Raw genomic sequence first — 22,965 nt, 5'->3', positions numbered from 1 at the left:
CCGCGACGCCAGCGCCAGCAGGTCGCCCACGTGCACATGGCCGGGCCAGGCACCGGCCACCGACGGGCGTTCGGCATACGGGTCGAGGAACGGCGCGGCGCGCAGGCGTTCGTCGACACCGGGACGCCAGCGCACCGAGCCCAGCACCATCGCCGCGACGTTGATCAGCAGCGACCAGAACGTGCCGTGGGTGAGCGGGTCCCAGCCGCTCATGCCGAACAGGCGCTGCGGCTGCAGCCAGGTCAGGCCAAAGGGACCGGCGGTCAGCCAGGCCGGGTCGGTCCAGCCGGCATGGGTCAGCGCCGGCAGCAGCAGCGTGTATATCCAGGTGCCGAAGCCGAGCACGATACCGGCCTCGACGCCGCGGCGGCTGGCCCCGCGCCAGTACAGCCCGCCAATCAGGCCGGGTGCGAACTGCGCCACCGCTGCAAACGCCATCAGGCCGTAGGAGGCCAGGGTGCTGTCATTGCTGCTGCCGCGGTAGTAGCTGTAGGCGGCGAAGGCCAGCATCAGGATCGCCAGGCGGCGGATCCACAGCACGCGCGAGGCCACCTCGGCCGCTTCGCGGTGGTCGCCACTGCGGCGCAGCAGCACCGGCATCACCAGGTCGTTGCTGACCATGGTGGCCAGTGCGATGGAGGTGACGATGACCATGCCGGTGGCCGCCGAAAAACCGCCCACATAGGCCACCAGCGCCAGCAGGCGGCGGCCCTCGGCCAGTGGCAGGGCCAGCACCATGCTGTCATCGGCGACCGTGCCGCCGCTGCCGAACAGCGAGACGCCGGCCGTGGCGATGGGAATCACCATCGCCGAAATGATGATCAGGTAGCCGCCGAACATCCAGCGCGCGCGCCGCACGTCGCCGACATCGGCGCATTCCACCACGGCCACGTGGAACTGGCGCGGCAGGCAGATGATGGCCAGAAAGCCCAGCAGCGTCTGCGAAATGAAGCCCACCGGCGGCAGGCCGGTGAACAGCGTATGCGCGCCGCGCACCACCGCTTCGCCACGGTCATTGAGCCAGAGGAAGGCAAACAACCCCACTGCGACCATCGCGATCAGCTTGATCATCGACTCGAAGGCAATAGCCAGCATCATGCCGTGGTGATGCTCGGTGGCATCGATCTGGCGGGTGCCGAACAAGGTGGCGAACAGCGCCATCAGCAGCGCCACGTACAACGCCGGGTCTTCGAAATAGCCGGTAGGCCCGTGGTGCCCGGTCAACACCTCCAGGCTCATTGCCACCGCTTTGTACTGGAGCGCCAGGTACGGCACGATGCCGATCAGCGCGATGCCGGCGACCAGCGCCGCCAGCCGCCGCGAACGGCCGAAGCGCGAGGAGATGAAATCGGCGATGGAGACCACGTTCTGGCTACGCGCGATCAGCGCCAGGCGCTCGATGATGCGCCAGCCGAACAGCAGCATCAGCAGCGGGCCGAGGTAGATGGGCAGGTAGCCGATGCCGTTGCGCACCGCGGTGCCGACCGCACCGTAGAAGGTCCACGACGAGCAGTACACCGCCAACGCCAGGCTGTAGACCACCGGGCGCAGCCACGGGCGGTCCGGGTACATCGGCCGCCGGTCGCCCCACCAGGCCACGCCGAACAACAGCGCGGCGTAGGCAACCGAGACCAGCAGCAGAATCCAGCTTGAGACCAAGGGCCGTGTTCCCGGAGCAGACGTGGCCCCAGTGTAGTGGGTTATGTCGCAACTGGCTCTTGTAGGGGTTCGACGCTTGGCCGAGCGTGTGGGGCCACCCTCGCCGAAGGACGTACGACATGGATCCCGCCACCGCTGCAGACCCGTCCACGTGGATTCCGCTCACCGTGCCGCAGGGTAACCCCGGGCCCGCTCCCAGCCTGCGGCAGGCCGCCCGTCAGCTCAACACGATCGAGAACGCGACCCTCTACGTGCGCGGCAACGTCACCCTGACCCGCACGCGGGTGTCCCGGCAGCGGGAGGAACGCGTGGAAGAGCACGAGCATCTTCGACGTGAGGCAAGGCGCGAACTGGGCCTGCAGAAGCCGTCCCAGACCTACCCACGTCCGGATCGCGAGCGGATCGCCACCTTGATCGCCGACAACGTCATGAAGCGGGTTCCGCTGGGAACGCGTGCGCCGACAGAACTTCGGCTCATGTACCTGGAACCCACCGTCGGCACGTCGTACGGTCGCCTGGTGGACGGCATCGCCTTCAAAGTTTCCGCCTGGTGGCTGGACGCGCCGCCGCCACTGCGTCCGGTGACACCAGAACCCGGCCCAGGCTGGTACCCGCACAATCCGCTGGGAGACCCGCGCCCGGAGCTGGATCTGGAACGCGCGCCCCTCCACGTCAGTGGAAGGCGGATGCTCGACGACCTGCGTGGGCTCAGCGTCACGCCGCTACCGGCCCGATCGACCGCGACGGCAACCGCAGGTGCACCTGGGTGCCCTGCCCCGCCTGGCTGTGCACCTGCACCGAGCCGCCGGCCGCGTTGATCAGGCGCACGGTGACCGCAAGCCCCAGGCCGGTGCCCTGCCCGATCGGCTTGGTGGTGAAGAACGGCTCCAGGCAGCGCGCACGCACCTCTTCGCTCATGCCCACGCCGGTGTCTTCCACCCGCAGCAGCAGCTGGTCGCCCTCGGCCGGTTGCAGCGCCAGGGTGAAGCGGCCGCCCTCCGGCATGGCCTGCTGCGCGTTGACGGCGAGGCTGAGCAGGATGGATTCCAGCTGCGCCGGGTCGAAATGGATCAGGCGCTGCACGCCGCCGGTGTCCACCTGCACATCGACGCCGCGCGGAAACATCTGCTCCAGCAGCGGGGTAAGGCCGTTGACGGTAGTGGCCGCGTCCAGCAGCTGGGGGCGCGCGGCCTCCAGGCGGCTGAAGTCCATCAGCCGGCGGCTGACCGCGCTGGCCCGGCGCACCGCCGCGTCCGCGCCGTTCAAGGCGGCCTGCTGCGGTTCGCCCTGGCTGCGCCCGGCCTTGGCCACATACATCTGGATCAGCCCCAGCAGATGATTGAAGTCATGCGCGATGCCGCTGGCGAGGCGGCCCACGTTCTCCATCTTCATCGCATGCACCAGCTGGTCGCGGGCACGCTCCCGCTCCTGGATCTCCACCTGCAGCTCGTCGCGCTTGCGCGCCAGCTCCTGGCTGCGCTGCTGTGCCATCTGCAGACTTTCACGCAGCCCGGTCACGCTGTGATGCAGCAGCCAGGCGGTGAGCAGCACGCCGAACAGTCCCACGCCGAGGTCGGTACCGACCAGCTGCAATCGGTCGCCGCGGAACATCGCCCCGGACGCATCCACCCAGGCTCCCAGCAGCTGCAGGCCACACAGCGCCGCCGCCGCCCAGCTCAGGGTGCGATGACCCAGTACGGCTGCCACCAGAAGCAGCGGCACGATCTGACCCAGCTGCAGCCGCATCAGCGCCGCCAGCCCCCAGTAGCCGTAGACCAGCATCAGCAGCGGCAGCTGCGCCAGCACGAAGGTGGTGGCCGCGCGCACGCTGCGCCCGGCATGGTGTTCCACCAGGCAGAGTGCACACAGCAGCACCTGCAGCACCGCCACGGCCGGCACCATCCGGTCCAGGCCGGGCCCGGTGCGATAGGCCAGCCAGCCGGCGAACACCACGTGGTACAGCGCCACCAGCAGCAACAGGCCTCGCAGCAGGGTGTCGGTGCGGCGACCCAGCCCGGTCGGGGCAGGCGCAGCGGGATCGTGGTGCGGCGGTACAGGCATGCGGTTCAGCAAGTCCCCGCCGGAAGGGCCGGCGGCTGGGGGCAACGCAGGTATAGTAGCCATCGACCCGGGGAAGTCGCAGTTTTCATGTTCATCAAGCCGTTCATCCGGCGCGTGTCACCCGCGCTGGTCTGTCTGTTGGCGCTCAGCGCCGCACCGGTGCACGCGCAACGCGCGGGCGAAGGCACACCCTTGGCCGCGCAGGTGGAGCAGTGCCAGGCCACTCTCAGCAGCGCGCCACAGACCTCGCTGCAGCTGGCGCAGACACTGTTGGCCCACCCTGACCTGCCGACCTCGGTGGAGATCAGCGCGGTGGGTTGCCTGGGTTTCGCGCTGCGCCAGCAGGGCCAGCTGGACCAGACCGCTGACCTGCCCGCACGCCTGCTGGCGGCCGCTCAGCGCGACGACGCCAGCACCGACGACCGCATGCGCGCGCAGTCGCTGGCCGCACATCTGCTGCTGTGGCAGGGCAAGCAGGCACAGGCGCTCACCCTGGTCAGCGAATTTCTGGACGAAGCCGTGCAGCAGCGCGACGTGCAGGGCCAGATTGCGTCACTGATGATGATCTCGATGATCCGCGGTGAGGCCATGGGCGACGCGGCCGGCGCACTGACCTACCTGCGCAAGGCCACCGAGCTGACCGACCATCTGCGCCGGCCGCCGTCACCGGGCGACCTGGTCGTCTACTACAACTACGGCTACGCCCTGCTGCTGCTGCAGCGCTACGACGAGGCGGCGGCGGCCTTCAAGCGTGCCGAGGCGGTCGGGGTGCGCCTGAGCGGGCAGGACCTGATGATGCAGCGCATGGCCAGCCACCGCGCCGAGATCGCACGGGTGCGCGGAGAACTCGATGCCGCCGAAGCCGGTCTGCGCGGGGCACTGACCTGGCAGGCCGCGCAGGATCCGCAGGGACAGATAGTCACCCTGCAGCGCCTGGCCCTGGTGAAGCTGGACCAGGACGATGCGCGGGCCGCCCAGCCACTGGCGGAGCAGGCGCTGGCGCTGGCCAAACGCGGCCACTTCGACGAAGAGGTACGCCAGGGGCTGGAACTGCTGGGCGACATTCATCTGCTGCTGGGCGAGCGCGGCAAAGCCGTGGCCCTGTCGCGCGAAGCGCGGCAGCTGGACCAGCGCCGGGCCCAGGACAAGGCCCTCGCGCAGCTGGCACAGCTGCAGGCCACCGCCGAACGGAGCATCAACCCGACCCAGGTCAACGCCGTGCAGGACCTGGAGCGGGTGAAGGTGATCCGCAACAGTGCGGTGGTGGCGCTGGCCCTGGTGCTGGGCGTCGCCCTGGTGATGGTGGGCCGTCTGCGCCGCCAGCGGCAGCAGCTGACCACCCTGATCAGCACTGACAGCCTTACCGGGCTGCCCAACCGGCGCGAGGCCGAGCGGTTGTTGGAGAGCGAGATGCCCACCTTTGCCAGCACGCGCCGCACGGCCCTGCTGCTGGTGGAAATTGACGACTTCAAATCACTCAATGACCAGCACGGCCAGGCCGCCGGCGACACCGTCCTGCGCGCGGCGGCCAGCTGCCTGCGCGCCGCCTGCGACCGCCACGACGTGGTGGCACGCTGGGGCGGTGCCGGCTTCCTGGTGGCCCGCCACGACACCCAGGCACAAGCCGCCCAAGCCCTTGCCAGCCACCTGTGCCTGCAGATCGAGCGGATGGTGGTCGAGCTGGCACCCGGCCAGCACACCACGGTAACGGCCAGCATCGGGCTCGCCCCGCTGCCGCTGTTTGCGGATACCTCGGCGGTGCTGGAGGACAGCCTGCGCGCCAGTGATCGCGCCCTGCAGAGCGCGCGCCGCAGTGGCCAGAACGCCTGGGCCAGCCTGTGGGGCGAACGGGCCGGGCAGGACGTGGACCTGTATGCCCTGCTGCACGACCCGGCCGATGCGATGGCGCGCGGCTGGCTGTCGTTGTCCGGCAGCCGGCCGATGTCGTGGACGCCGGCCCGCTATTAGCGGGCCACCTCGAAGCGCACTTCCACCCGGCGGTTGGGCAGCAGGCATTCCAGCAGCGCCGCACGCGGGGCAACGCCCGCGCACTGCTGCACCTGCTGGGTGTCGCCGCGGTATTCGTAACGGACCTTGGCCGGGTCGATACCGCGACCGATCAGCAGGTCGCGCACGGTCTTCGCACGCCGCTCGGACAAGGCCTGGTTGGCATCGAAGCCGCGACCCTGCATGCGGTCGGCATGGCCGACCAGGGCCACTGATTGCAGCTGCAGCTTTTCACTGGCGATGCTGGCCAGAGCGCGGTCGATGCTTTCCAGCGAATAGGTGCGGATGTCGCGGTAGCCGTCGCGGTCGAATTCGAACAGCACGTTGGCCACCAGCGGACCCGGCGCGGCGCTGACCGCCGCCGGTGCGGCGGCGCACTGGCGTGCCGCCGCCTCGGCATCGTTGACCAGTTCCTCGGCAATCTGGATGTACGGCTTGGAATGCCGCCACTGCTGCTGGTTGAACTCGTTGCCGGCATGCACCAGCTCCACTTCACCGCAGGCCACCTGCTGCTGCGCGCACATGAAACCGGGGCTGCCGTGCACCACGCGCAGGCGCTGCCACAGGTCATCGCGCAGGTACTTGGCGTTGTTTACCAGCGGGGTGTCGGTGGGCATGGGCTGCACGCCCTGCTCCATGCCGTTGATCAGCTTTTCCGATTCGGTCAGCGCCAGCTGCGGGAAATCACTGCGGTCATTACGGCTGTACTCGTGAAACGACACATCCAGCCAGCACTGGGCCTTGGCCAGGTGGTAATCACGGATCGGGCGGCCACCGTCGTTCAGCGCCTGGATGCGGCCCTGGGTAGCCTCATACGCGCTGTGATCGGCATGAATCGCCTGGTCGCTGATGCGCTGCTGCTGCGGAGCCAGCCGGGTCTGCTGGGCAGACGCAGTGGCGGCCAGGCCAGCCAACAGGGCCACGCTCAAGGTGGTGCGGGCACAACGGGTCATGCGGTTGAAGTCATTCATCAGGGCATCCTCAGCGGGCCGGATCGCGGTAGCGGACGGGGTCCGGCCGGAACAGGTCTTCGTCGAACTTGAAGCGCAGGCGCAGGAACACGCCCTGCTGGGTGTATTCGTAACCGTTGAGGTCACGGTCGCCGGCAAAGCCGGTCCAGTTGTAGCCAGCCGACAGCCACAGGTTCTGGCGCAGCAGGCGGCCGATCTCCAGGCCGTAGGCGTACTGGTTGGCACCGGACTGGCCACGGAAAGTGGAGCCGAGCACGCCGATGTCCCAGTTTTCGGTGATGTCGTACACCACCCGCGCGGAGAACAGCATGGCGCGGAAACGGCTGTTGACGCGTGCACCGTCGCTGTAGGCGAACTGGTCCTGCTGCCACTTGCCCGCCACGCGCCCGGTCAACCACCACGCCCGCGAGGGATGCCAGTCGGCATGGGTGGAGACGATGTGCGCGCGGGTGCGCACGTCCTGGCTGCTGCCATCGACAACGCCGCCATCGCTCAGGGTCAGCCCGCTCTCGTCGCGCTCCAGCTTGTACTCGTAGCGTGCCAGCGCATTGATCCGGTTGCGGTCGGTATCGCGGTAGGCCACGCCCAGCTGGAAGCGGTTCTGCAGTACGTCGCCGCGCGCGTCATAGCGCGTGCTCAGCAGGTAGTTGCGGCCCAGCAGGGTCCAGTCGCGGCTGAGCTTGCGCGCCAGCATGAACTGCACCAGCGTGGTGTCGAACGCTTCGTTGGTCTCGGTGTCCGGCACATCGTCGGAGATCCGGTGCTCGACCCGGAATGCGCCGCGCCACAGCGGGTTGGCACTGTAGTCCAGGCCCAGCGCCAGGCCGGTGCTGTCACCGGTGCTGCCGTCGATCACCTTGACGTGCTCGGCCGAACTGCTCAGGCGCAGGCCCTGGGCGATGTCCCAGGTGTTGCGGATGCCCGAGGCGGTCTGCACGTCACGGCCGCTGATCGCATCACGCAGGCTGTATTCGCTGAAGGTCTGGGTATCGCGCAGGTAGCTGCTGTCGATACCGAACACCAGCGCGTCGGCCTCGCGGTCGGTGGTGGTGATGCCATAGGCGCTGGTCAGGCCGGTCTGCTTCTCGTAGCGGCCATACAGGCGGCTGCGTTCGAACACCTGGTAGTCCAGGCCGGCTGCCAGGCGGCGACGGTCCTCGCCGCTGACGCTGTTCTCCACTTCAGCGCCGGCGCTGAAGCGGTCGGTCAGGCGATAGCCCAGGCCGAGGCGGGCGCTGTCCGATTCCAGCTCGGTGCCCACCGGCAGGTCGCTGGTGAGCGGGCTGCCACTGCTGCTGCCGTTGATCACCATCAGCCCGGTGGCCGGGTCCAGCGCCTGCTGGCCATAGCCGAGTGCGCCACCACCGGAGCCGGTGGCGAAACCGCCGGTCAGCCCCCCAGCGTTGCCGAACGGCACGCCGGACGACCATGGCGAGGTCACGCCGATGGTTTCGCGGATGCTGCGCACGCCCAGGTCGACGGTCAGACGCTCGGTGGCGGCCACACGCACGCCGGCACCGCCAGCGTCACGCTCGCCCCCCTCCGGATTGCGGTCTTCGCTGCGCAGCCCTTCCAGATACAGCTCCAGACGCGGGCCGACGCGATAGTTCAGCTGCGCGTTGTACTCGCCACGGCCACCGTACAGCGGTGCCGCCGGGTTGTTGAAGGCCGGGTCGGTGCGGGCCGCGAACAGGCGTGCGTCGAACTGCTTGGCACTGTGCGCGAATTCCACACGCCACGCGTCGCCTTCCACTTCGCCGGTCACGTCCTTGAGCCCTTGCGAGGTGACCTGGTTGATGGTGTTGGTGTTGACCTCGCTGCGGGTACGCGCGAACTCGGCGACCAGCAGGGTGTTGTCACCGAAGCGATAGCTGGCGTTGGCGCTGCCCATGCGGAACGCGGCATACGGGTTGCGGTCTTCCACCGCCGCCGCGCCCACTTCCATGCGATCGGTCAGCTTGACCTGCGCATCGGCCCCGCCCACCCAGAACTTCTCGGTGTCCTGGTCCAGTTCATAGGTGATGCGCAGCGATACCGGGTTGAGGTCGCTGTCGAAGGCCGGCAGGAACTGGTTGAGCAGGATACGGCCGGAGAACGGTTCGAAGCTGTAATCCACCAACCGTGCCAGCGCGCGCACCGACACGATGCGGGTCGGCTGGTTGCGGTCGCGGGTGATCACTTCCACGCGCTCGCTGCCTTCCAGCACCGCGTTGTTGCGCAGTGCATACGGGCCGCTGCCCTGGCTGCGGAACTCCTCGATCACCTGCCGCAGCGAATCCTGCATGGCGAAGACATTGCTGCGCACACGCTCGCTTTCGAAGTGCCAGCCCAGGCCGGTCGCGGTGCGGTTGTAAGTGCCCAGGCTGCGCTGCGGGATCGGGCCGCTGCCGCCGATGCCGGTAGCGGTGGCCAGGCCGTCGCCGGTCTGGAAGTCACCGTACAGCAGATAACTGCGCTTGTTGTCGATACGCACGTACAGGCGCTCGGCCGAGCGCGCATCAAAGCCCCGCAGCGCGCTGTCGCCGTACACCGGGTAGAACTCCTCGGGCTGGATGTCGCGCAGCAGACGGCCACGGGTGTCCTTGTCCGAATCGTAGGCGGCGGTAAGCAGGTACTCGCCCTTGATCCGGCCCTTGACGAAGAACGCGGTACGGGCGGCGGCGTTGGCCTTGCCGTTGTTGAACTGACGCTCCCAGCGGCGGATGTCACGGTCGAAGGCATCGTGGTTTTCCACCGGCGCAATCGCGCTGGCGTTGCCGCGCCGGCGGAAGTTGATGATGCCTTCGACCAGGCCCGTGGCCAGCAGCTCGCGCATTTCCGGCAGGAAGCCGATGCTGCCCTGTGCGGTCTGGTCGCCGGCCGTCACCCGCAGCAGTACGTCCTGCGGATCATGCGGCGCGATCAGGTCGAACCCGGCGCCGCCGTCAATCACCTGCAGCTGCACACCCGGAGTGACCTTGTCGGCGTCTAGTGCACCGGGGCCGAACTCGTCGGTGCGCGATCCCGGCAACCGGATGCGGCCGCCGCTGTTCTCGATGGTGATCCAGGTGGTGCCGGTCAACGGACGCGCGTTGCCATCCAGCAACTGCACACGCACATGCACGGCGCTCTGGCCATCGGCCGGCACGCCGTCGCGGTCCAGTTCGACCACGATCCGGTCAAGCACGTCGCTGCGTGCGGCCAGCGCGCGCGGCGCGGCGTCCACGCTGACCGGGCTGCGCGGATACAGGGTGCTGGCATCGCCCAGCACCGGGGTGAAGCGACCGGGGGTGCCGGTGCTCTGGGCGAAGGCCGGCATGGCTGCCAGGGCACAGGCAAGCAGGCTCAGGCGCGGCAGGCCGCGCATCAGGGGGGCGCGGCTCATGGCTGGCCCTCCGTCGCCGCGTCCTGCGCGGGCGGTAGTTCTCGCGGATGCACGATCGGTCTCTGGTTGGCCGTGTCGGTGGCCTGCTGCGGGGCACGCGCCGGCTTGCTTTCAAAGCGCAGCGCACCCTGGCCGGGCTCGGTTTCCGGCGCGCTGACTTCACCCTGGGTGCGGCGGGCCTTGACCTGCTCCAGCACCGGGTTGGCACAGCTGCCTTCAATGAAGTCGGCGCGGTGCAGCTCACCGTTCTTCAGGTCGAGGAACAGGCTGTCGGCATCGCCGAGGTTGCGGTTGCTGCTGGTGGTCAGGCGCGCGCCACGCGGCAGCGTGCTGGCGTCGACCTTCAGGGTGTGGCTCTGCGGCGGCAGACCACAGAAGCTGTACTTGCCTTCCGAGTCGCTGATCACCCAGGTGCCGTCCGAGAAGTACATGCGCACGCCCGGAATGCCCAGCTCTTCGCGGTCCTGCACGTGGTTGTTGTTGCAGTCCACGAACACCTTGCCAAGCACGCAGGCCTGGTCGGTGAACACGCCACCGGTAACGCGCACGCGGTACTCGGCGCGGTTGGAGGCCAGCGCGCCGGGCAGCGGGGTGATCCCGACCGGGTCGATGCAGCCACCGGCGATGGAACAGCCGTGGGCCTGCGCGCGGTTGACGCCGTCACCCTGCTGCGCACCCACACCGACCCGCACGCGGTAGGTCAGCACGATCTGTCCACCGACGCTGATCGGACCCACGCCGAAGCCCAGCAGCGGGCCCGGCTTGCCGGCCGGATCGCTCACCGCGCGACCATCGGCACGCGCGGTGCCGTCGATGTAGGTGAAGCCACGCGGCAGACGGTCGATCACGTTCACCGACTGCAGCGCACTGCCGGCGGTCTGGCGGATGGTGATGGTGTACTGCACGGTGTCACCGATTTCCGCGGTCTGGCGATCGCCGCTCTTGCTGATCACCAGCCCGGTGGCCACTGCCGTATCCAGCGGCAGGTGGTTGTGCACGATGGCAGCCGTGGCCGAACCGGCGAACAGGTTCAGGTAGTACTGCGTGGCCGTACCCACCGCGCCGGTCGGGGCTTCGCTGTTGGGCTGCACCACATGGTTGGCCCCGGCCGAACCGGCCGGCGACAGCGCACCGCTCTGCGGCGGAATCATCGTCGACACGAACTGGTAGCCCCCCGGCGGAGTCACCACCAGCTGGAACTCGCAGCGCGCGGGCGCAGCCGGGCCGAAGGCGAACTGGTAGAAGCCTTCGTTGCCCACCGTCATGGCGATGCTGCTGCCTTCAATGCGGTAGCCACCGCCACTGCCGTTGAGGATGCTGGTAGCCGGGTCGAAGCCGCTGCACAGGCCCACCGGGCTCAGCGTCACCACCGCATTCGGCACCACGTCACGGGTGGTGGCGTCGTACACCACACCCGACGGGTCCACCGGCAGGCTCTGCTGGGCCAGGTGCTGGCCCGCCGCCAGCACCACTTGCAGCTGGCTGACGCCGTTGTCGCTGGTGCGGCACGCACTGGTGCCACTGCGCGCGATCGCGCCGTCGGCATCGCAGGGGGTCTGCACGCCGTTGGCGGTTTCGCGGGTCACCGGGAACGGCCACAGCACGTTCGAACGCGGGTCGCGGAAGCGGATGTTCCACTTCGTGCCCGGCACCACGTCGCTGAAGCGGTAGCTGCCATCCGCCGCCGTGACCGTGCTGGCCGCGAGCTGACCACTGGTGGCGTCAACCAGCTCGACGATCCAGGCCGGCAGGCGCTGGTCGGCACCGTCGAGCAGCTGGTCATCGTTGCCGACGTCATACCACACGGTGCCGCCCACCGAGGCGCTGAGCTGAACCGCATTGGGCACGCGGCAGGCGTTCTGGGTGATCGCCGCATCGCACAGCGGCAGCTCGGTGACCTCGCCTTCGAACGCAGCGCGCTCGGTCGGGGTCGGCGCGCGGAACGGATTCTCGCCGCCGCCTTCCACCAGCACCGCGTTGTTGACGGTGCCGGCTTCGGCCGCTGCCGCGCTCACGCGCACCTGCACGGCGATGCTGTCCGGCGAGACCGCACCTGCACCGAGCACGCGCTGGCTGACGCAGCTGAAGCGGACCGCGCCGGGTTCGCCGGTGCAGGTCCAGCCGCTACCGGTCGGCACGCCGTCCAGGCTCAGCCCGGTGGGCAGGCGGTCGTGCACGGTGTACTCGCCACGGCTGGGCTGCTGCCCGCCATTGCGCACCTGCAGCGTGTAACCGGCCACGTTGTTGACGGTGAAGCGAGTGACTGTCGACGCCTTGGTGACCATCAGGTCCGGCGAGTCGCCGATTTCGCCGAAATCGTTGTCGATCGAATCCACGCCCAGCGGCAGCACGATCTGGCTGATCGCCGACGGCACGGTGGTGCGGTCGGTGACCACGCCCACCGGCAAGCCGTCGATGGTGCCGGCACGGGTGATGCCATTGAGGGTCTGCGGCGGCTGAGTCGGCTCGGTCACCTGGTAGGTGCCCGGGCGCAGGTCGTCGAAGCGGTAGCGGCCCTCGGCATCGGTGGTCTGGTTCAGCGACACCGGCTGGCCGAGGTCGTCGCTGCCATCCAGCACCACGCTGACCCCGGCAATGCCGCCCTCGCCCGCATCCACACGGCCGTTGTCATTGCTGTCGTTGTAGACGCGGCCGCTGATCCTGCTGACCGGAATCTCGCCGAAGTTGTTGTGGATCGACTGCTGGTTCACGCCCAGCGGCACCGCGCTGATCTGCGATACCGCGGTACCGGGCGTGGTCACCGTGCCGCCGGTGCTGCCGGCGACGGTACGGCCGTCACGGGTCGCGGTGGGCTGGTCGGGCTCGCTCACGGCGTAGGTGCCCGGCGGCAGCTCTGCGAAGCTGTAGCTGCCATCAGCATCGGTCACAGTGCTGCGGGTGAGGGTGTTGCTGGTGACGTCGGTGCCGCTCAGCAGCACGCGCACGCCGGCCAGGCCGGGTTCGGCCGGGTCGACCACGCCGTCATTGTTGCGGTCCAGCCACACCTTGCCGCTGATGCCGCTGTTGAGTGGCAGCTCGCCGAACAGGTTGTCCACCGAGGCGCTGCCCGGCGTGCTCAGGTCAATCGTGCTGATCCGGCTCGGCACGGTGCTGACCGGGGTGGCGGTGCCCTGCGGCGTACCGCCCACGCTGCCGGCGGTGGTGATGCCGTTGCTGGTGCCGGCTGGCTGCTGCGGTTCGGTCAGGGTGTACATGCCCGGGCGCAGGCCTTCGAACACGAACTGGCCGTCGGCGTCGGTCCGGACCTGCACGTCCACGCTAGCCCCGGTGTCGTCGGTGCCGGTGACCTGGATCACCACGTCTTCAATACCGGTTTCGGCAGCACCGCTGCGCGCACCGTTGTTGTCCACGTCGAAGAACACGCTGCCACGCACCGAGACCGGCTGGATCTCGGCGAAGTTCATGGCAATGCCGTCCTTGCCGGCCGGCAGCACGATCGCGGTGATCGCGCTGGGCAGCACGGCCACGGCCGTCGCCGTGCCCACCGTCACCGCGTCGATGGTGCCCGCGCGGGTTTCGCCGTTGAGCGTGGTCACGTTGTTGAACTGCGGCTGGGTGGCCTGCTCGGTCACGCTGTAGGTGCCGGCCAGCAGGTCGTCGAAACGATAGCGGCCGTCGGCATCGGTGACCGCAGCGGTCACGGCGGTGCCCAGTGCGTTGACGGTGCCTGCCGGCAGCTGCAGCTGCACGCCCGCCAGGCCGGGTTCGCCAGCGTCCTGGGTACCGTTGTTGTTGCGATCCAGGAACACGATGCCGGTCAACGACGCGGCGCGTTCGCCGAAGTTGTTGTCGGCCGAACCGGCGGCCGGCAGGTTGCTGATGTCGATGCGGTTGGTCGGCTGCTCGCGGCCATCAGCCAACCCGGTTGGCTGGGTTTCGGTGATGCGGTAGTCCTGCCCGGCAATCGCGCCGGGGTAGCTGTACTGACCGTCGGCGTTGGTGACCAGATCGACCGTGGTGTCGTCCGGGGAACCGAACACACCGTCGGTGCCTGCGCCGACGATACGCACCTGCACATCGGGAATGCCGACGTCGCCGGCATTCACGCTGCCGTCGTCGTTACGGTCCAGGTAGACGGTGCCGGTGATCGGCGCATTGGCCAGCTCACCGAACACATAGCCGGTGGCGTCCTGGCCGGCCAGGATGGCAATGCCCGAGAACACGTTGGCCACCGCGTTGCTGCCGCGCGTGTCGGCATTGCCCACGGTGTGCTTGCCGTCCAGATAGCCGGCCGGCTGGGTTTCGGTCACCGTGTAGGTCATGCCCGCCTGCGGCGGCAGCAGGTCGCCGAAGCGGTAGGCACCGGTCGCGTCGGTTGTAGCGGTCAGGTTGACCGCATCGCCACGCACGTCGGTGCCGGTGAGGGTCACGGTGACGTTGGCGATCGGGTTTTCACCCGCGTCGCGCACGCCATTGTTGTTGCCGGCGGCGGTGTTGGAGAAGTCCTCGAACACCTGCCCGGCCAACGAACCCAGCTTCTCGCCGAAGTCATTGCCGCTGGAACCGGTCAACGCCAGTGCGTTGACGGTGATGGTGTTGCTGGCGTTCTCGGCCGCGTTGGCATAGCCCTGCGGCTGGGTTTCGACGATGCGGTAGTTCTGGCCAACGACCAGTTCGTCGAATTCGTAGCGGCCCTGTGCGTCCGTCTGCGCGGTGACCGCCGCCAGATCATCGGCACTGCCGAACGCGCCGTCTGCACCGGCTCCGGTCAGCGTGATGGTGATGCCCTGCAGACCGCCGTTGGGCTGCGAGTTGCGGGTGCCAATGTCACCGGCATCGAAATCACCGTTGCTGTTGCGGTCCAGGTACACATGGCCGCTGATGGCGGTGATGGCGTCTTCGCCGAAGTTGAATGCGGTGCCGTCCTGTCCGCTGGACAGATCGATGTTGCTGATGCGATCCGTGGTGGCCGCATCACCCGGCGCACCGGTACTCACCGTGCAGCCGCTGCACGCAACACCGCCGACAAGGCCGGGATTGATCGCGCTCGGGCGGTTGCGGTAGCTGCCGGTGGGCAGCACTTCGCGCAGCGTGTACGACAGCAGCGGGTCGAGTGCATTGAAGGTGTAGCTGCCGTCGGCACCGGTGGTGGTGCTGGCCAGCACGGTACCGGTGGCGTCGAGCAGTTCGACCGTCGCGTTGGCGATGGGCGCATCACCGGCGTTGCGGGTGTTGCTGTAGTTGCTGTCGACGTAGACGAAGCCAGCCAGCGACGGGCGACGCACTTCCGGGAAGTTGTAGCGCACGGCGTCCACGCCGGCGGTCAGCGCGATGCCGGTGTAGACCGAATCGGCGGTGGTCACCGGGGTGACGGCGGCAAAGGTGCCGCCCGCGGACGGTGCCTGCCCGCCGGTGGTCGGCGGTGCCACCGGACCATTGACGTAGGTGGCCGGCTGCACCTGGGTCAGCGTGTAACCATCGCCATTGGCCGGAGCCAGGTCCTGGAAACGATACGCGCCGCTGGCATCGGTGTTGGCGATCAGTGACACGGCATTGCCGTAGGCGTCCTCACCGCTCAGGCGCACTTCCACGCCGGAGATCAGCGGTTCGCCGGCCTGCACGGTGCCGCCGTTGGCCGCTGCGCGGTCACGGTCCTGGAACACCACGCCGGCCAGCGACGAGCGCACGACCGTATGGGTGGTGGTGCCTTCATCGTTGGTCGGCACCGGGTCGACCTGGTCGCTGGTGGCACGGGCGGTGTTGGTGCCGGTGCCATTGGCGGGCACGGTGGTCCAGCGCGCGGGGATCAGCACGCGGGTGCGGCCGTCCAGGGCAAGGTCGCCCATGCGGCAGGTCACGTTGCGGCCACTCAGCGTGCAGGTGCCGTTGCCGTTGCTCTGCACACCGACGTCAGCGGTGGTGCCGGCCTTCTGCCAGGTGATCGCGGCGGCACCGCCGAGCACTTCAAGGCCGGCCGGCAGGGTGTCGGTGACCACCACGCCTTCGCCGCGCATCGGCGAATCACCGCTGCGGTCGCGCGAGAGGCTGTGGCCAGGGCCGTTGTTGACCACGTCCAGCACGAACCAGAACGGCTGGCGCAGGCTGATGGTGGTGGCCGCCGCCGGCAGCGGCTGCATCGGGTCCGGGTTCGGGGCCAGCACCACGCTGTACTTGCTGGTGGCCAGGTCGGCACGGGTGCGGATGCTGGTTTCCTGCACCGCGCTGTTGTTGCTGGTGTCGCGTTCGGTTTCGGCCGAACGCGTGGTCACTGCGTTAAGCAGCGTCGCACCGGTCGCCGGCGGCGAGTTCAGGTACTGGTAGACCAGGTACAGGTAGCTGGTCTGGCCAGCGGCGATCACGCCCTGCTCGGTGGTGGACACGCCGATGCTGGGCATGGTGCACGACAGGGTCTGCGGCGCGGTGGTGGGGTTGCTGCTGCCCGCGGCCACGGTGCAGCGGTCACCCGGTGCTTCGAGTGCGCCCTGCGGCGTGGTCTGGGTGCCGATGCGGCTGCCGACGAAGGCGACGTTCGCACCAGCGGCCGGGGTGATGGTGTCCTCGATGATGGTGCGGGTGGCCAGCGACGGGCCTTCATTGCGCACGTTCACCTGGTACAGGATGTAGTTGTTGGCTTCCTGGCCCGGGCGCGAATCGAAGCCCAGCGGATCGACGCCGCCATCGAAGTTCGTGTCGATCTTGTTGACGATCAGGTCGACTTCGCCCGCTTCGAATACCAGCACCGCATTGCGTACGTCGTCGGCGGTGCTGCTGTTGTAGTTGTAGCTGCGGCCACTGCTGTCGGTGCCATTGGCGGGAATGGCGGTGCCGGTGTTGTCCGGGTCGAAGTGGAAGGTGCCGACGTTCGTGAACTGGCGGCCGGTATTGCCGCTGTTGACGTTCGGGCGGATCACCACGTTCATGGTCTGGGTGGAGTTGTTGGCCATGTCCTGCGGCGCGCAGGTCAGGCGCAGCGTGGCCGGTGCACCACCGGTGTTGAACCACGAGGTCCCGCCCGGCGCGGTGGCCGAGCTGATCGACGGGTCGAACGATGTCACCGCGCACGCCGTGTTGCCGCTGCCGGTGCGCGAGGCGGAGACCAGCACGAACCCGGCGTCGTTGGCCGGCAGGGTGAAGGTGTCGCTGAACACCACGCCCCGTGCCGTGGACGGACCCCGGTTCTGGTAGGTGATGCGGTACGTAGTGTTGACGCCGGCGCGGCCCGGGCTGCCGGAGGTGATGTCCTTGGCGGTGGTGGCGACATTGGCCACCGGGTCGATCTGCACCCAGTCCGAGGCGGAGTTGTTGTTCGGGTTGGCTTCGCCGATGGCACCGGTGACGGACGGGTCCACGCTGACCCCGGCGGTGTTGCAGAAACGCCCGGCCGGCTGCGCCTGACCGGCGCAGGTAGTGGCCCCCTGGGCCTGGCTGTCGTACAGCGCGCGGTTGACCCGGAAGGCGATGGTCGCGCTGGCGTTGCTGCCCAGCGCGATATCACGCGAGCGGCACACCCATGCGCTGCCGTTGAGACCACAGCTCCAGCCGGCGGGCGTGGTCACCTCGGTCACAGTGGTCGCACCGGTGACGAAGCCTGGAATCGGGTCGTTGACCACCACGCCGGTGGTCGCTGCACCCGCGTTGCTCACCACCAGCGTGTAGGTCACCGACGCGTCGGTGTCGAGCAGGATGTTGTCGGCGTCGCCGACCGCATTGGTGCGCTTGGTGATCGACAGGTCGGCGCGCGCATCGGTGGAGCGACTGGAGGCACCGGTGCAGTCATTGGTGGTGTTCGGGTCGAGGTTGATGCCGCCGCCCGTGGTCGGCTCGGCCGAACCGCCGCTGCCGCCGGTACAGGCGGTGTTGGTCAACGTGCCCTGCAGGCGCGCCAGCGTGCGCAGCGTCAGCGGCTGTGAATTGGCGTTGACCGCCACCGGGTAGTTGCTGGTCTGGGTACAGGTCACCACCTGCGCTGCAGTGCCGCTCCAGGCGGCGTCCACGCTGCAGCTGAAGTTGCCCACGCTGATCGGCGTGTTGGCGGCGTAAGGGTTCCCGTTGGCATCCACCCACTCCTCACCCACAGCCAGCGTATCCACCAGCTGCAGATTGCCGGTGACTGTGCGCGGCCCCAGGTTCTGCGCCCGGATCGAGGAGGTCATGACGCTGTCGGTGCGCAGGCCGGTGTTGTTCCAGACCGGCACCAGCGTCGGGGCCTTTGTCTTGGTGATGCGCAGGTCGGCACCGTCGGGAATGACGGTGAGACCAACGCTGCCGGTGTTGTTGGCGGTGGCCGGGTCAGGCGTGGCCGCACTGATCACGGCGGTGTTGGTGACCGTGCCGCTGCTGTTGGTGCCGGTTGACGGCACCTGCGCCTGGATGCGGATCTCGGCCTGCGTGCCGAACGCGAAACTGGCCGCGTTACACGTGACGCGGGTGCGCTCGGCGTTGACCGTGCAGCTCCACCCGTTGGGGCCGGAGACGCTGTTGATGATGAAGCCTTCCGGCAACGGGTCGTCGATCACCACGCTGCTGGCGGTGCTCGGGCCATCGTTGCGCGCGGTCAGGGTGTAGGTCACCACCGAGCCGGCCGCCGCAGGCGCGGGCGACACCGACTTGGACAGCAGCAGGTCGGCACCGGCGGTGACCGCCGTGGTCACCTGTGCCGAGTTGTTGTTCGGAATCGCGTCCGGCACCGAACCGGCATTGACCACCGCCGAGTTGACGATGTTGCCGGTGCCGACGTTGACCTTGCCGCGGAAGGTGTAGCTGGTGGTTGCGCCGACGGCCAGGGTGCCGTTGTAGGTGCCGTTCTGCTGGTTGAATGACCAGTCCGCGCCGCTGGGGGTGCCCACCAGGGTGACGTTCGGCGGCAGCGAGTCGACCACATTGAAGCCGGTGGTCACGCTGGGGCCGTTGTTGCGCACGATGAGGCGGTACAGCACTTCGCCGCCGCCAATGACTTCCGTGAGGTTGGCGGTTTTTTCCAGCTCCAGATCCGCTGCCGCCTGGATGGTGGTGTTCTGGCTGGTGCGGTTGTTGGCGACGTTGGTGTCGCTGCCGAAGAACGCGTCGTTGTTCTGCAGGGTGTTGATCGGGGTCGTGGCCGGCGGCAATGCCGAGGCGAAGCCGATGGCCGCGCGCAGGGTGATCGTGGCCGGCTGCGAGGCCAGCGTGGTCACCGGCAGCTTGAATTCGTAGGGCGTTCCGCTGGCCGCCAGGGTCGGGTTGGTGCAGACCACGCGGGTGGTCCCGTTGGCACCGGCCGAGCTGCTGCAGCCGGCGGGAGCGGTGCTGCCCAGCGCGGTACCGGCCGGCAGGTCGAAGATCGTGACGCTGCCGGTGGCGGTGTCGTTGGCTCCGTTTTCAACCTTGACGTTGTAGATCACCGTGGTGCCCGCCGGCACCGGGTCGTAACCGGTGTCGGAGAAGTCGGTGATCTGCAGGTCGATGGCCAGCGCCGGCAGCGGGAGCAGCAGCAGGGTCGTCAGCGCGCCTCGCAGCCAGGCGTGGCGCGCGCAGGACGCGCGCGCGCGCTCGAACAACGACACCGCCGCGCAGGTGACTGCGCGATCGCTCTGGCTGGACATGCGTGTTTTCCCCTGTTCCGGTTGCGGCCCGGCAGGGGCTGTCGGTCAGCGCGATGCGTTCGCGGCTGGTCCAGACACTCCCTGTCGGGTGAATCCCCGGGGTGCAGGCGACCGGCGTCGCCGGCAGGTCCGGGCGGCGCGCATTGTGTTGTGAATAATTTGTGAAGTCAGTGCCGCGGCGCTAACGGTTGCTCACCGAAGCTCACGCGGGTGGGACGCCAAGAGCAGCCGGGCAAGCCCGGCTCTACGGGTCGGATGCAATCAGGCCGCGCCGTCCGTCCACAGATAACCGGCACCGCGCAGCGCGCGCACCGGCAGCACCAGTCCGGTCGCGCTCTGCACCCGGCTGCGCAGGCGATGCACCAGCACGTCCAGACGGTGCGGGTCGAAATCCCACGGGGTGTCGGTAACCGCCGCAATCAGCGTTTCGCGCTCTACCGGCGCACTGGATGTGACCATCAGCGCGCGCAGGAAGCCGCGCTCGGCCCCGGTCAGGGCCAGCGCCTTGCCGTTGGGAGCCTGCAGGCTCCAGCCGTCGCTCTGCAGCTGCCAGCTGGGCACGGACGGCGCAGGTGCACCCGTTGCCGAGGGTGCGCCCCGATGCAGGCGCCGGCGCAGGCTGACCAGTGCGGCGGCCAGCAGATCGCCGGCCACCGGCTTGACCAGGTACACGTCCGCGCCCTGGGCCAGCCCATGGGTCATGTCGTGGGTGCTGCCGCGCCCGGTGAGCATGACGATGCCGATCTCGGCCATGCTGCGCAGATGCCGCGCGACGGCGTAGCCGTCTTCGCCCGGCAGGCCGATGTCGAGCACCACGATGTCGCAGCGCTCCACCGCCAGATGCCGGTACAGCGCCTCGGCGCTGTCCAGTCCACGCACCTGCGCGCCGCGCCAGCGCAGCTCGTCCACGCTCAATGCCAGCAGTTCCGGGTCGTCCTCGACCACCCAGACGTGCAGGCCCTCCAATGTCGTCTGCGGGGCCGCGGGATCGCCGCGACCGTCTTCCTTCACTGCCACCCGGTACCCGTCACATCTTCTTGATTCCGGGGCCAGTCTGCCCCGGTTTCGCGTCAAATGCGACCCGGGGGGTCCCCGACCATGGTCGGGGGCCTCCCAAACGCCCGGCGCGCTTACTCGGCAGGCACACCCATTTCCTTCAGCAGCTCCGGAGCCGGGTACACCTTGGCCAGCAGCCAGCGCAGGTAGCGCATGTCCACGTGCACGGCGCGCTTGAAGCGCGGGTCGAACCACCAGCTGGCGCTGACCGACTCCCAGTTGCTGTCGAAGTTGAGCCCGATCAGCTCGCCCCGCGCATTCAGCACCGGCGAACCCGAATTGCCACCGGTGGTGTCCAGGTTGGTCAGGAAGTTGACCGTCTGGGTCTTCAGCACCGGGTCGGCGGTGCTGCCGAAATCACCCTTGGCAATCGCCGCCAGCAGCGGCTTGGGCGCATCGAACGGGTAGGCGTTGGTGTTCTTCTCGACAATGCCGGCCACGGTGGTAACCGGGTCGAAATGCACGGCATCGCGCGGCGACAGGGCTTCGACCTTGCCGTAGCTGATGCGCAGGGTGCGGTTCGCGTCCGGGTACACCGCGCGGCCCTGCTTGGCCCGCCAGGCAAACAGCGCCTGCATGTAGGCCGGGCGCAGGCGCAGCTGCTCGCCCTCACGCTGCTTGCGCTGGTCTTCCAGGCGGAGCTGCGCGGCCACCAGTGGGCCGGCCAGGTCGATCAGCGGATCCGCAGCCAGGGCCTTGCCTTCCTTCGCCGCGGCGAAGCGGCTCAGGCGCTGCGCTTCATCACCCAGCGCGGTGCCGGCGTACAGCGTGTCCAGGGCTTTGACCAGCGCCGCCGGGGTGCGGCCGAAGGCGGCGTCGAACTCGGGCACGCGCTGCGCATCGGGCAGCTGCTGGTAGCGGGTCAGCAGGTTGGTCAGCAGCGCCTTTTCCACCGCCGGCGCATAGCGGCGCTGGACCTGCTTCAAGGTGCCTTCAATCAACGCCTGGTCGCGCTGCTGGTAGCCGGTTTCGCGTTCGGCATCGGGCTTGGCCGATTCAATGCGCAGACGTTCCAGCATCAGCGCCGAGCGCAGCAGCTGGCTCTGGCTGGCGGCCAGGTCCAGCAACAGGTCGCGCTCGCCCACCGATGCGCCCTGCGACAGGGAGGCGAACAGGGCCTGGATGTCGCCCTGGTACTTCGCGTCGGTGGCCTGCAGCATCGCCGCTTCATCGCTGGCGCGCTGGGCCTTGGCATCGCTGCGCAGCAGGCCTTCCAGCTCACCGGCGGCACGCTTGCGGTTGTTCTTCAGCGACTGCAGCTGCGAGGCATAGCGGGTGCGCGCCTGCGCATCCTTGGCGGTGGCTGCTTCGATGGTGTCGATCATCTGCTGGAACACGTCGACCCGGCGCGGCAGCACCGCATCGATCTGGCCGGCGAATTCGGCCGCGGTGCGGTGGCGGTAGGTGATGCCCGGGTAGCCGGCCAGCATCGCGTAGTCGCCGGTCTTCGGGCCATCCAGGGCCATCTTCAGGTGTGCCGGCGGCTGGTACGGCACGTTGTCCGGGCTGTAGGCGGCGGGCTTGCCGTCTTTGCCCACATAGGCGCGCAGCAGGGTGAAGTCACCGGTGTGGCGCGGCCACATGAAGTTGTCGATCTCATCGCCGTAGTTGCCGATCGCGCGCGGCGGTGCGTACACCAGGCGCACATCGCTCAGTTCCAGCTGGCGGATGCGGTAGAAGTCGGTGCCGTAGTACATGTCGGCGATGCTGCAGCGCACGTTGCCGGCGCTTTCGCACTCGGCCACCAGGCGCTTGCTGGCCTTGTCCACCGCGTCGAAATAGGCGCGGCCGGTCTTGCCGCGCGCATCGCGCAGCACCTCATCGGTGACCTTGTCGAAGCCGGTGGTGACCAGCACGCGGAAGTCCGGGTTGGCCGGGCGCTCATCGCTGCGGCCGCTGGCGATGAAGCCGTTGTCGATCAGATTGTGCTCGGGCGAGGTGTTGTACTGGATCACGCCCATGGCCACATGGTGGTTGGTCAGCAGCAGGCCGTCCGCGGACACGAACGAGCCGGTGCCACCGCCGGCACGGACCACCGCGCTCAGCGGCGGTGCGGTCACGTTGGCCAGATCGGCCGGGTTGCCCTTGAAACCGGCCGCCTTCAGCGGCTTGGCCAGCTCGGGCAGCTGGGTCGGCATCCACATGCCTTCGTCGGCGTGGGCGCTGGCGGCCAGGGTCAGGCCCAGGGCCAGGGCGGTGGAGAGGGCAGTGCGTGCGGACATCGGCATTTCCGGCAGTACGAAACAGCCCGGGACCATAGCCGCTGGGGGGTGTGGGGGCAACGGCCAATGGTCAGGGGCGACAC

Annotated in this window: 8 protein-coding genes and 1 pseudogene; 2 read left to right on the top strand and 7 right to left on the bottom strand. The window is 68.6% G+C overall.

Features of this window, described 5'->3' with window-relative positions; genetic code table 11:
* A pseudogene (locus RT551_RS11355) lies at positions 1-1,659 on the bottom strand (sodium:solute symporter family protein); the annotation flags it as partial.
* A gap of 119 nt (positions 1,660-1,778) precedes the next feature.
* Between RT551_RS11355 and RT551_RS11350 the strand changes: the two are divergent.
* A complete protein-coding gene (locus RT551_RS11350) occupies positions 1,779-2,477 on the top strand; it encodes a hypothetical protein (RefSeq protein WP_313458639.1) in 699 nt (232 codons plus the stop codon).
* Here RT551_RS11350 and RT551_RS11345 read toward each other — a convergent pair.
* The gene (locus RT551_RS11345) at positions 2,374-3,720 is read right to left on the bottom strand and encodes an ATP-binding protein (RefSeq protein WP_313458636.1); all 1,347 of its coding nucleotides are present in this window, start codon (positions 3,718-3,720) and stop codon (positions 2,374-2,376) included. The genes RT551_RS11350 and RT551_RS11345 overlap by 104 nt on opposite strands.
* Positions 3,721-3,807: 87 nt before the next feature.
* On the opposite strand from RT551_RS11345, the gene RT551_RS11340 reads away from it, so the two are divergent.
* Positions 3,808-5,688, top strand: a complete 1,881-nt coding sequence (locus tag RT551_RS11340; protein ID WP_313458633.1) for a GGDEF domain-containing protein — start codon at positions 3,808-3,810, stop codon at positions 5,686-5,688.
* On the opposite strand, the gene RT551_RS11335 is transcribed toward RT551_RS11340, so the two are convergent.
* The 5 genes from RT551_RS11335 to RT551_RS11315 all read right to left on the bottom strand — a co-directional run bounded on the left by RT551_RS11335 (position 5,685) and on the right by RT551_RS11315 (position 22,882).
* Entirely contained in the window at positions 5,685-6,698 is a 1,014-nt protein-coding gene (locus tag RT551_RS11335) for an OmpA family protein (protein ID WP_313458632.1), read from the bottom strand. The genes RT551_RS11340 and RT551_RS11335 overlap by 4 nt on opposite strands.
* Positions 6,699-6,708: 10 nt before the next feature.
* Positions 6,709-10,062: a hypothetical protein gene (locus tag RT551_RS11330; protein WP_313458629.1), complete on the bottom strand. Its 3,354-nt coding sequence runs from the start codon at positions 10,060-10,062 to the stop codon at positions 6,709-6,711.
* Positions 10,059-19,604 carry an SdrD B-like domain-containing protein gene (locus tag RT551_RS11325; RefSeq protein ID WP_313458627.1) on the bottom strand — a complete coding sequence of 3,182 codons (9,546 nt, stop codon included), beginning with the start codon at positions 19,602-19,604 and terminating at the stop codon, positions 10,059-10,061. The genes RT551_RS11330 and RT551_RS11325 overlap by 4 nt, the downstream gene beginning before the upstream one ends.
* A gap of 261 nt (positions 19,605-19,865) precedes the next feature.
* Positions 19,866-20,621, bottom strand: a complete 756-nt coding sequence (locus RT551_RS11320; protein ID WP_313458624.1) for a response regulator transcription factor — start codon at positions 20,619-20,621, stop codon at positions 19,866-19,868.
* 113 nt (positions 20,622-20,734) lie between these two features.
* Positions 20,735-22,882, bottom strand: a complete 2,148-nt coding sequence (locus RT551_RS11315; protein WP_313458622.1) for a S46 family peptidase — start codon at positions 22,880-22,882, stop codon at positions 20,735-20,737.
* Positions 22,883-22,965 lie beyond the last annotated feature (83 nt).

This window comes from Stenotrophomonas sp., from assembly GCF_032103445.1.
In the GTDB taxonomy this organism is placed as follows: Bacteria; Pseudomonadota; Gammaproteobacteria; order Xanthomonadales; family Xanthomonadaceae; genus Stenotrophomonas.
Note: the sequence above shows the minus strand (reverse complement) of the source record. Positions and strands in the feature narration are given on the sequence as shown.

What these genes read in the sequence shown, in the direction of transcription:
- RT551_RS11335 (WP_313458632.1), bottom strand. Translation starts at nt 6,698, where the DNA reads ATGAATGACTTCAACCGCATGACCCGTTGTGCCCGCACCACCTTGAGC.
- RT551_RS11330 (WP_313458629.1), bottom strand. Translation starts at nt 10,062, where the DNA reads ATGAGCCGCGCCCCCCTGATGCGCGGCCTGCCGCGCCTGAGCCTGCTT.
- RT551_RS11315 (WP_313458622.1), bottom strand. Translation starts at nt 22,882, where the DNA reads ATGTCCGCACGCACTGCCCTCTCCACCGCCCTGGCCCTGGGCCTGACC.
- RT551_RS11325 (WP_313458627.1), bottom strand. Translation starts at nt 19,604, where the DNA reads ATGTCCAGCCAGAGCGATCGCGCAGTCACCTGCGCGGCGGTGTCGTTG.
- RT551_RS11345 (WP_313458636.1), bottom strand. Translation starts at nt 3,720, where the DNA reads ATGCCTGTACCGCCGCACCACGATCCCGCTGCGCCTGCCCCGACCGGG.
- RT551_RS11350 (WP_313458639.1), top strand. Translation starts at nt 1,779, where the DNA reads ATGGATCCCGCCACCGCTGCAGACCCGTCCACGTGGATTCCGCTCACC.
- RT551_RS11340 (WP_313458633.1), top strand. Translation starts at nt 3,808, where the DNA reads ATGTTCATCAAGCCGTTCATCCGGCGCGTGTCACCCGCGCTGGTCTGT.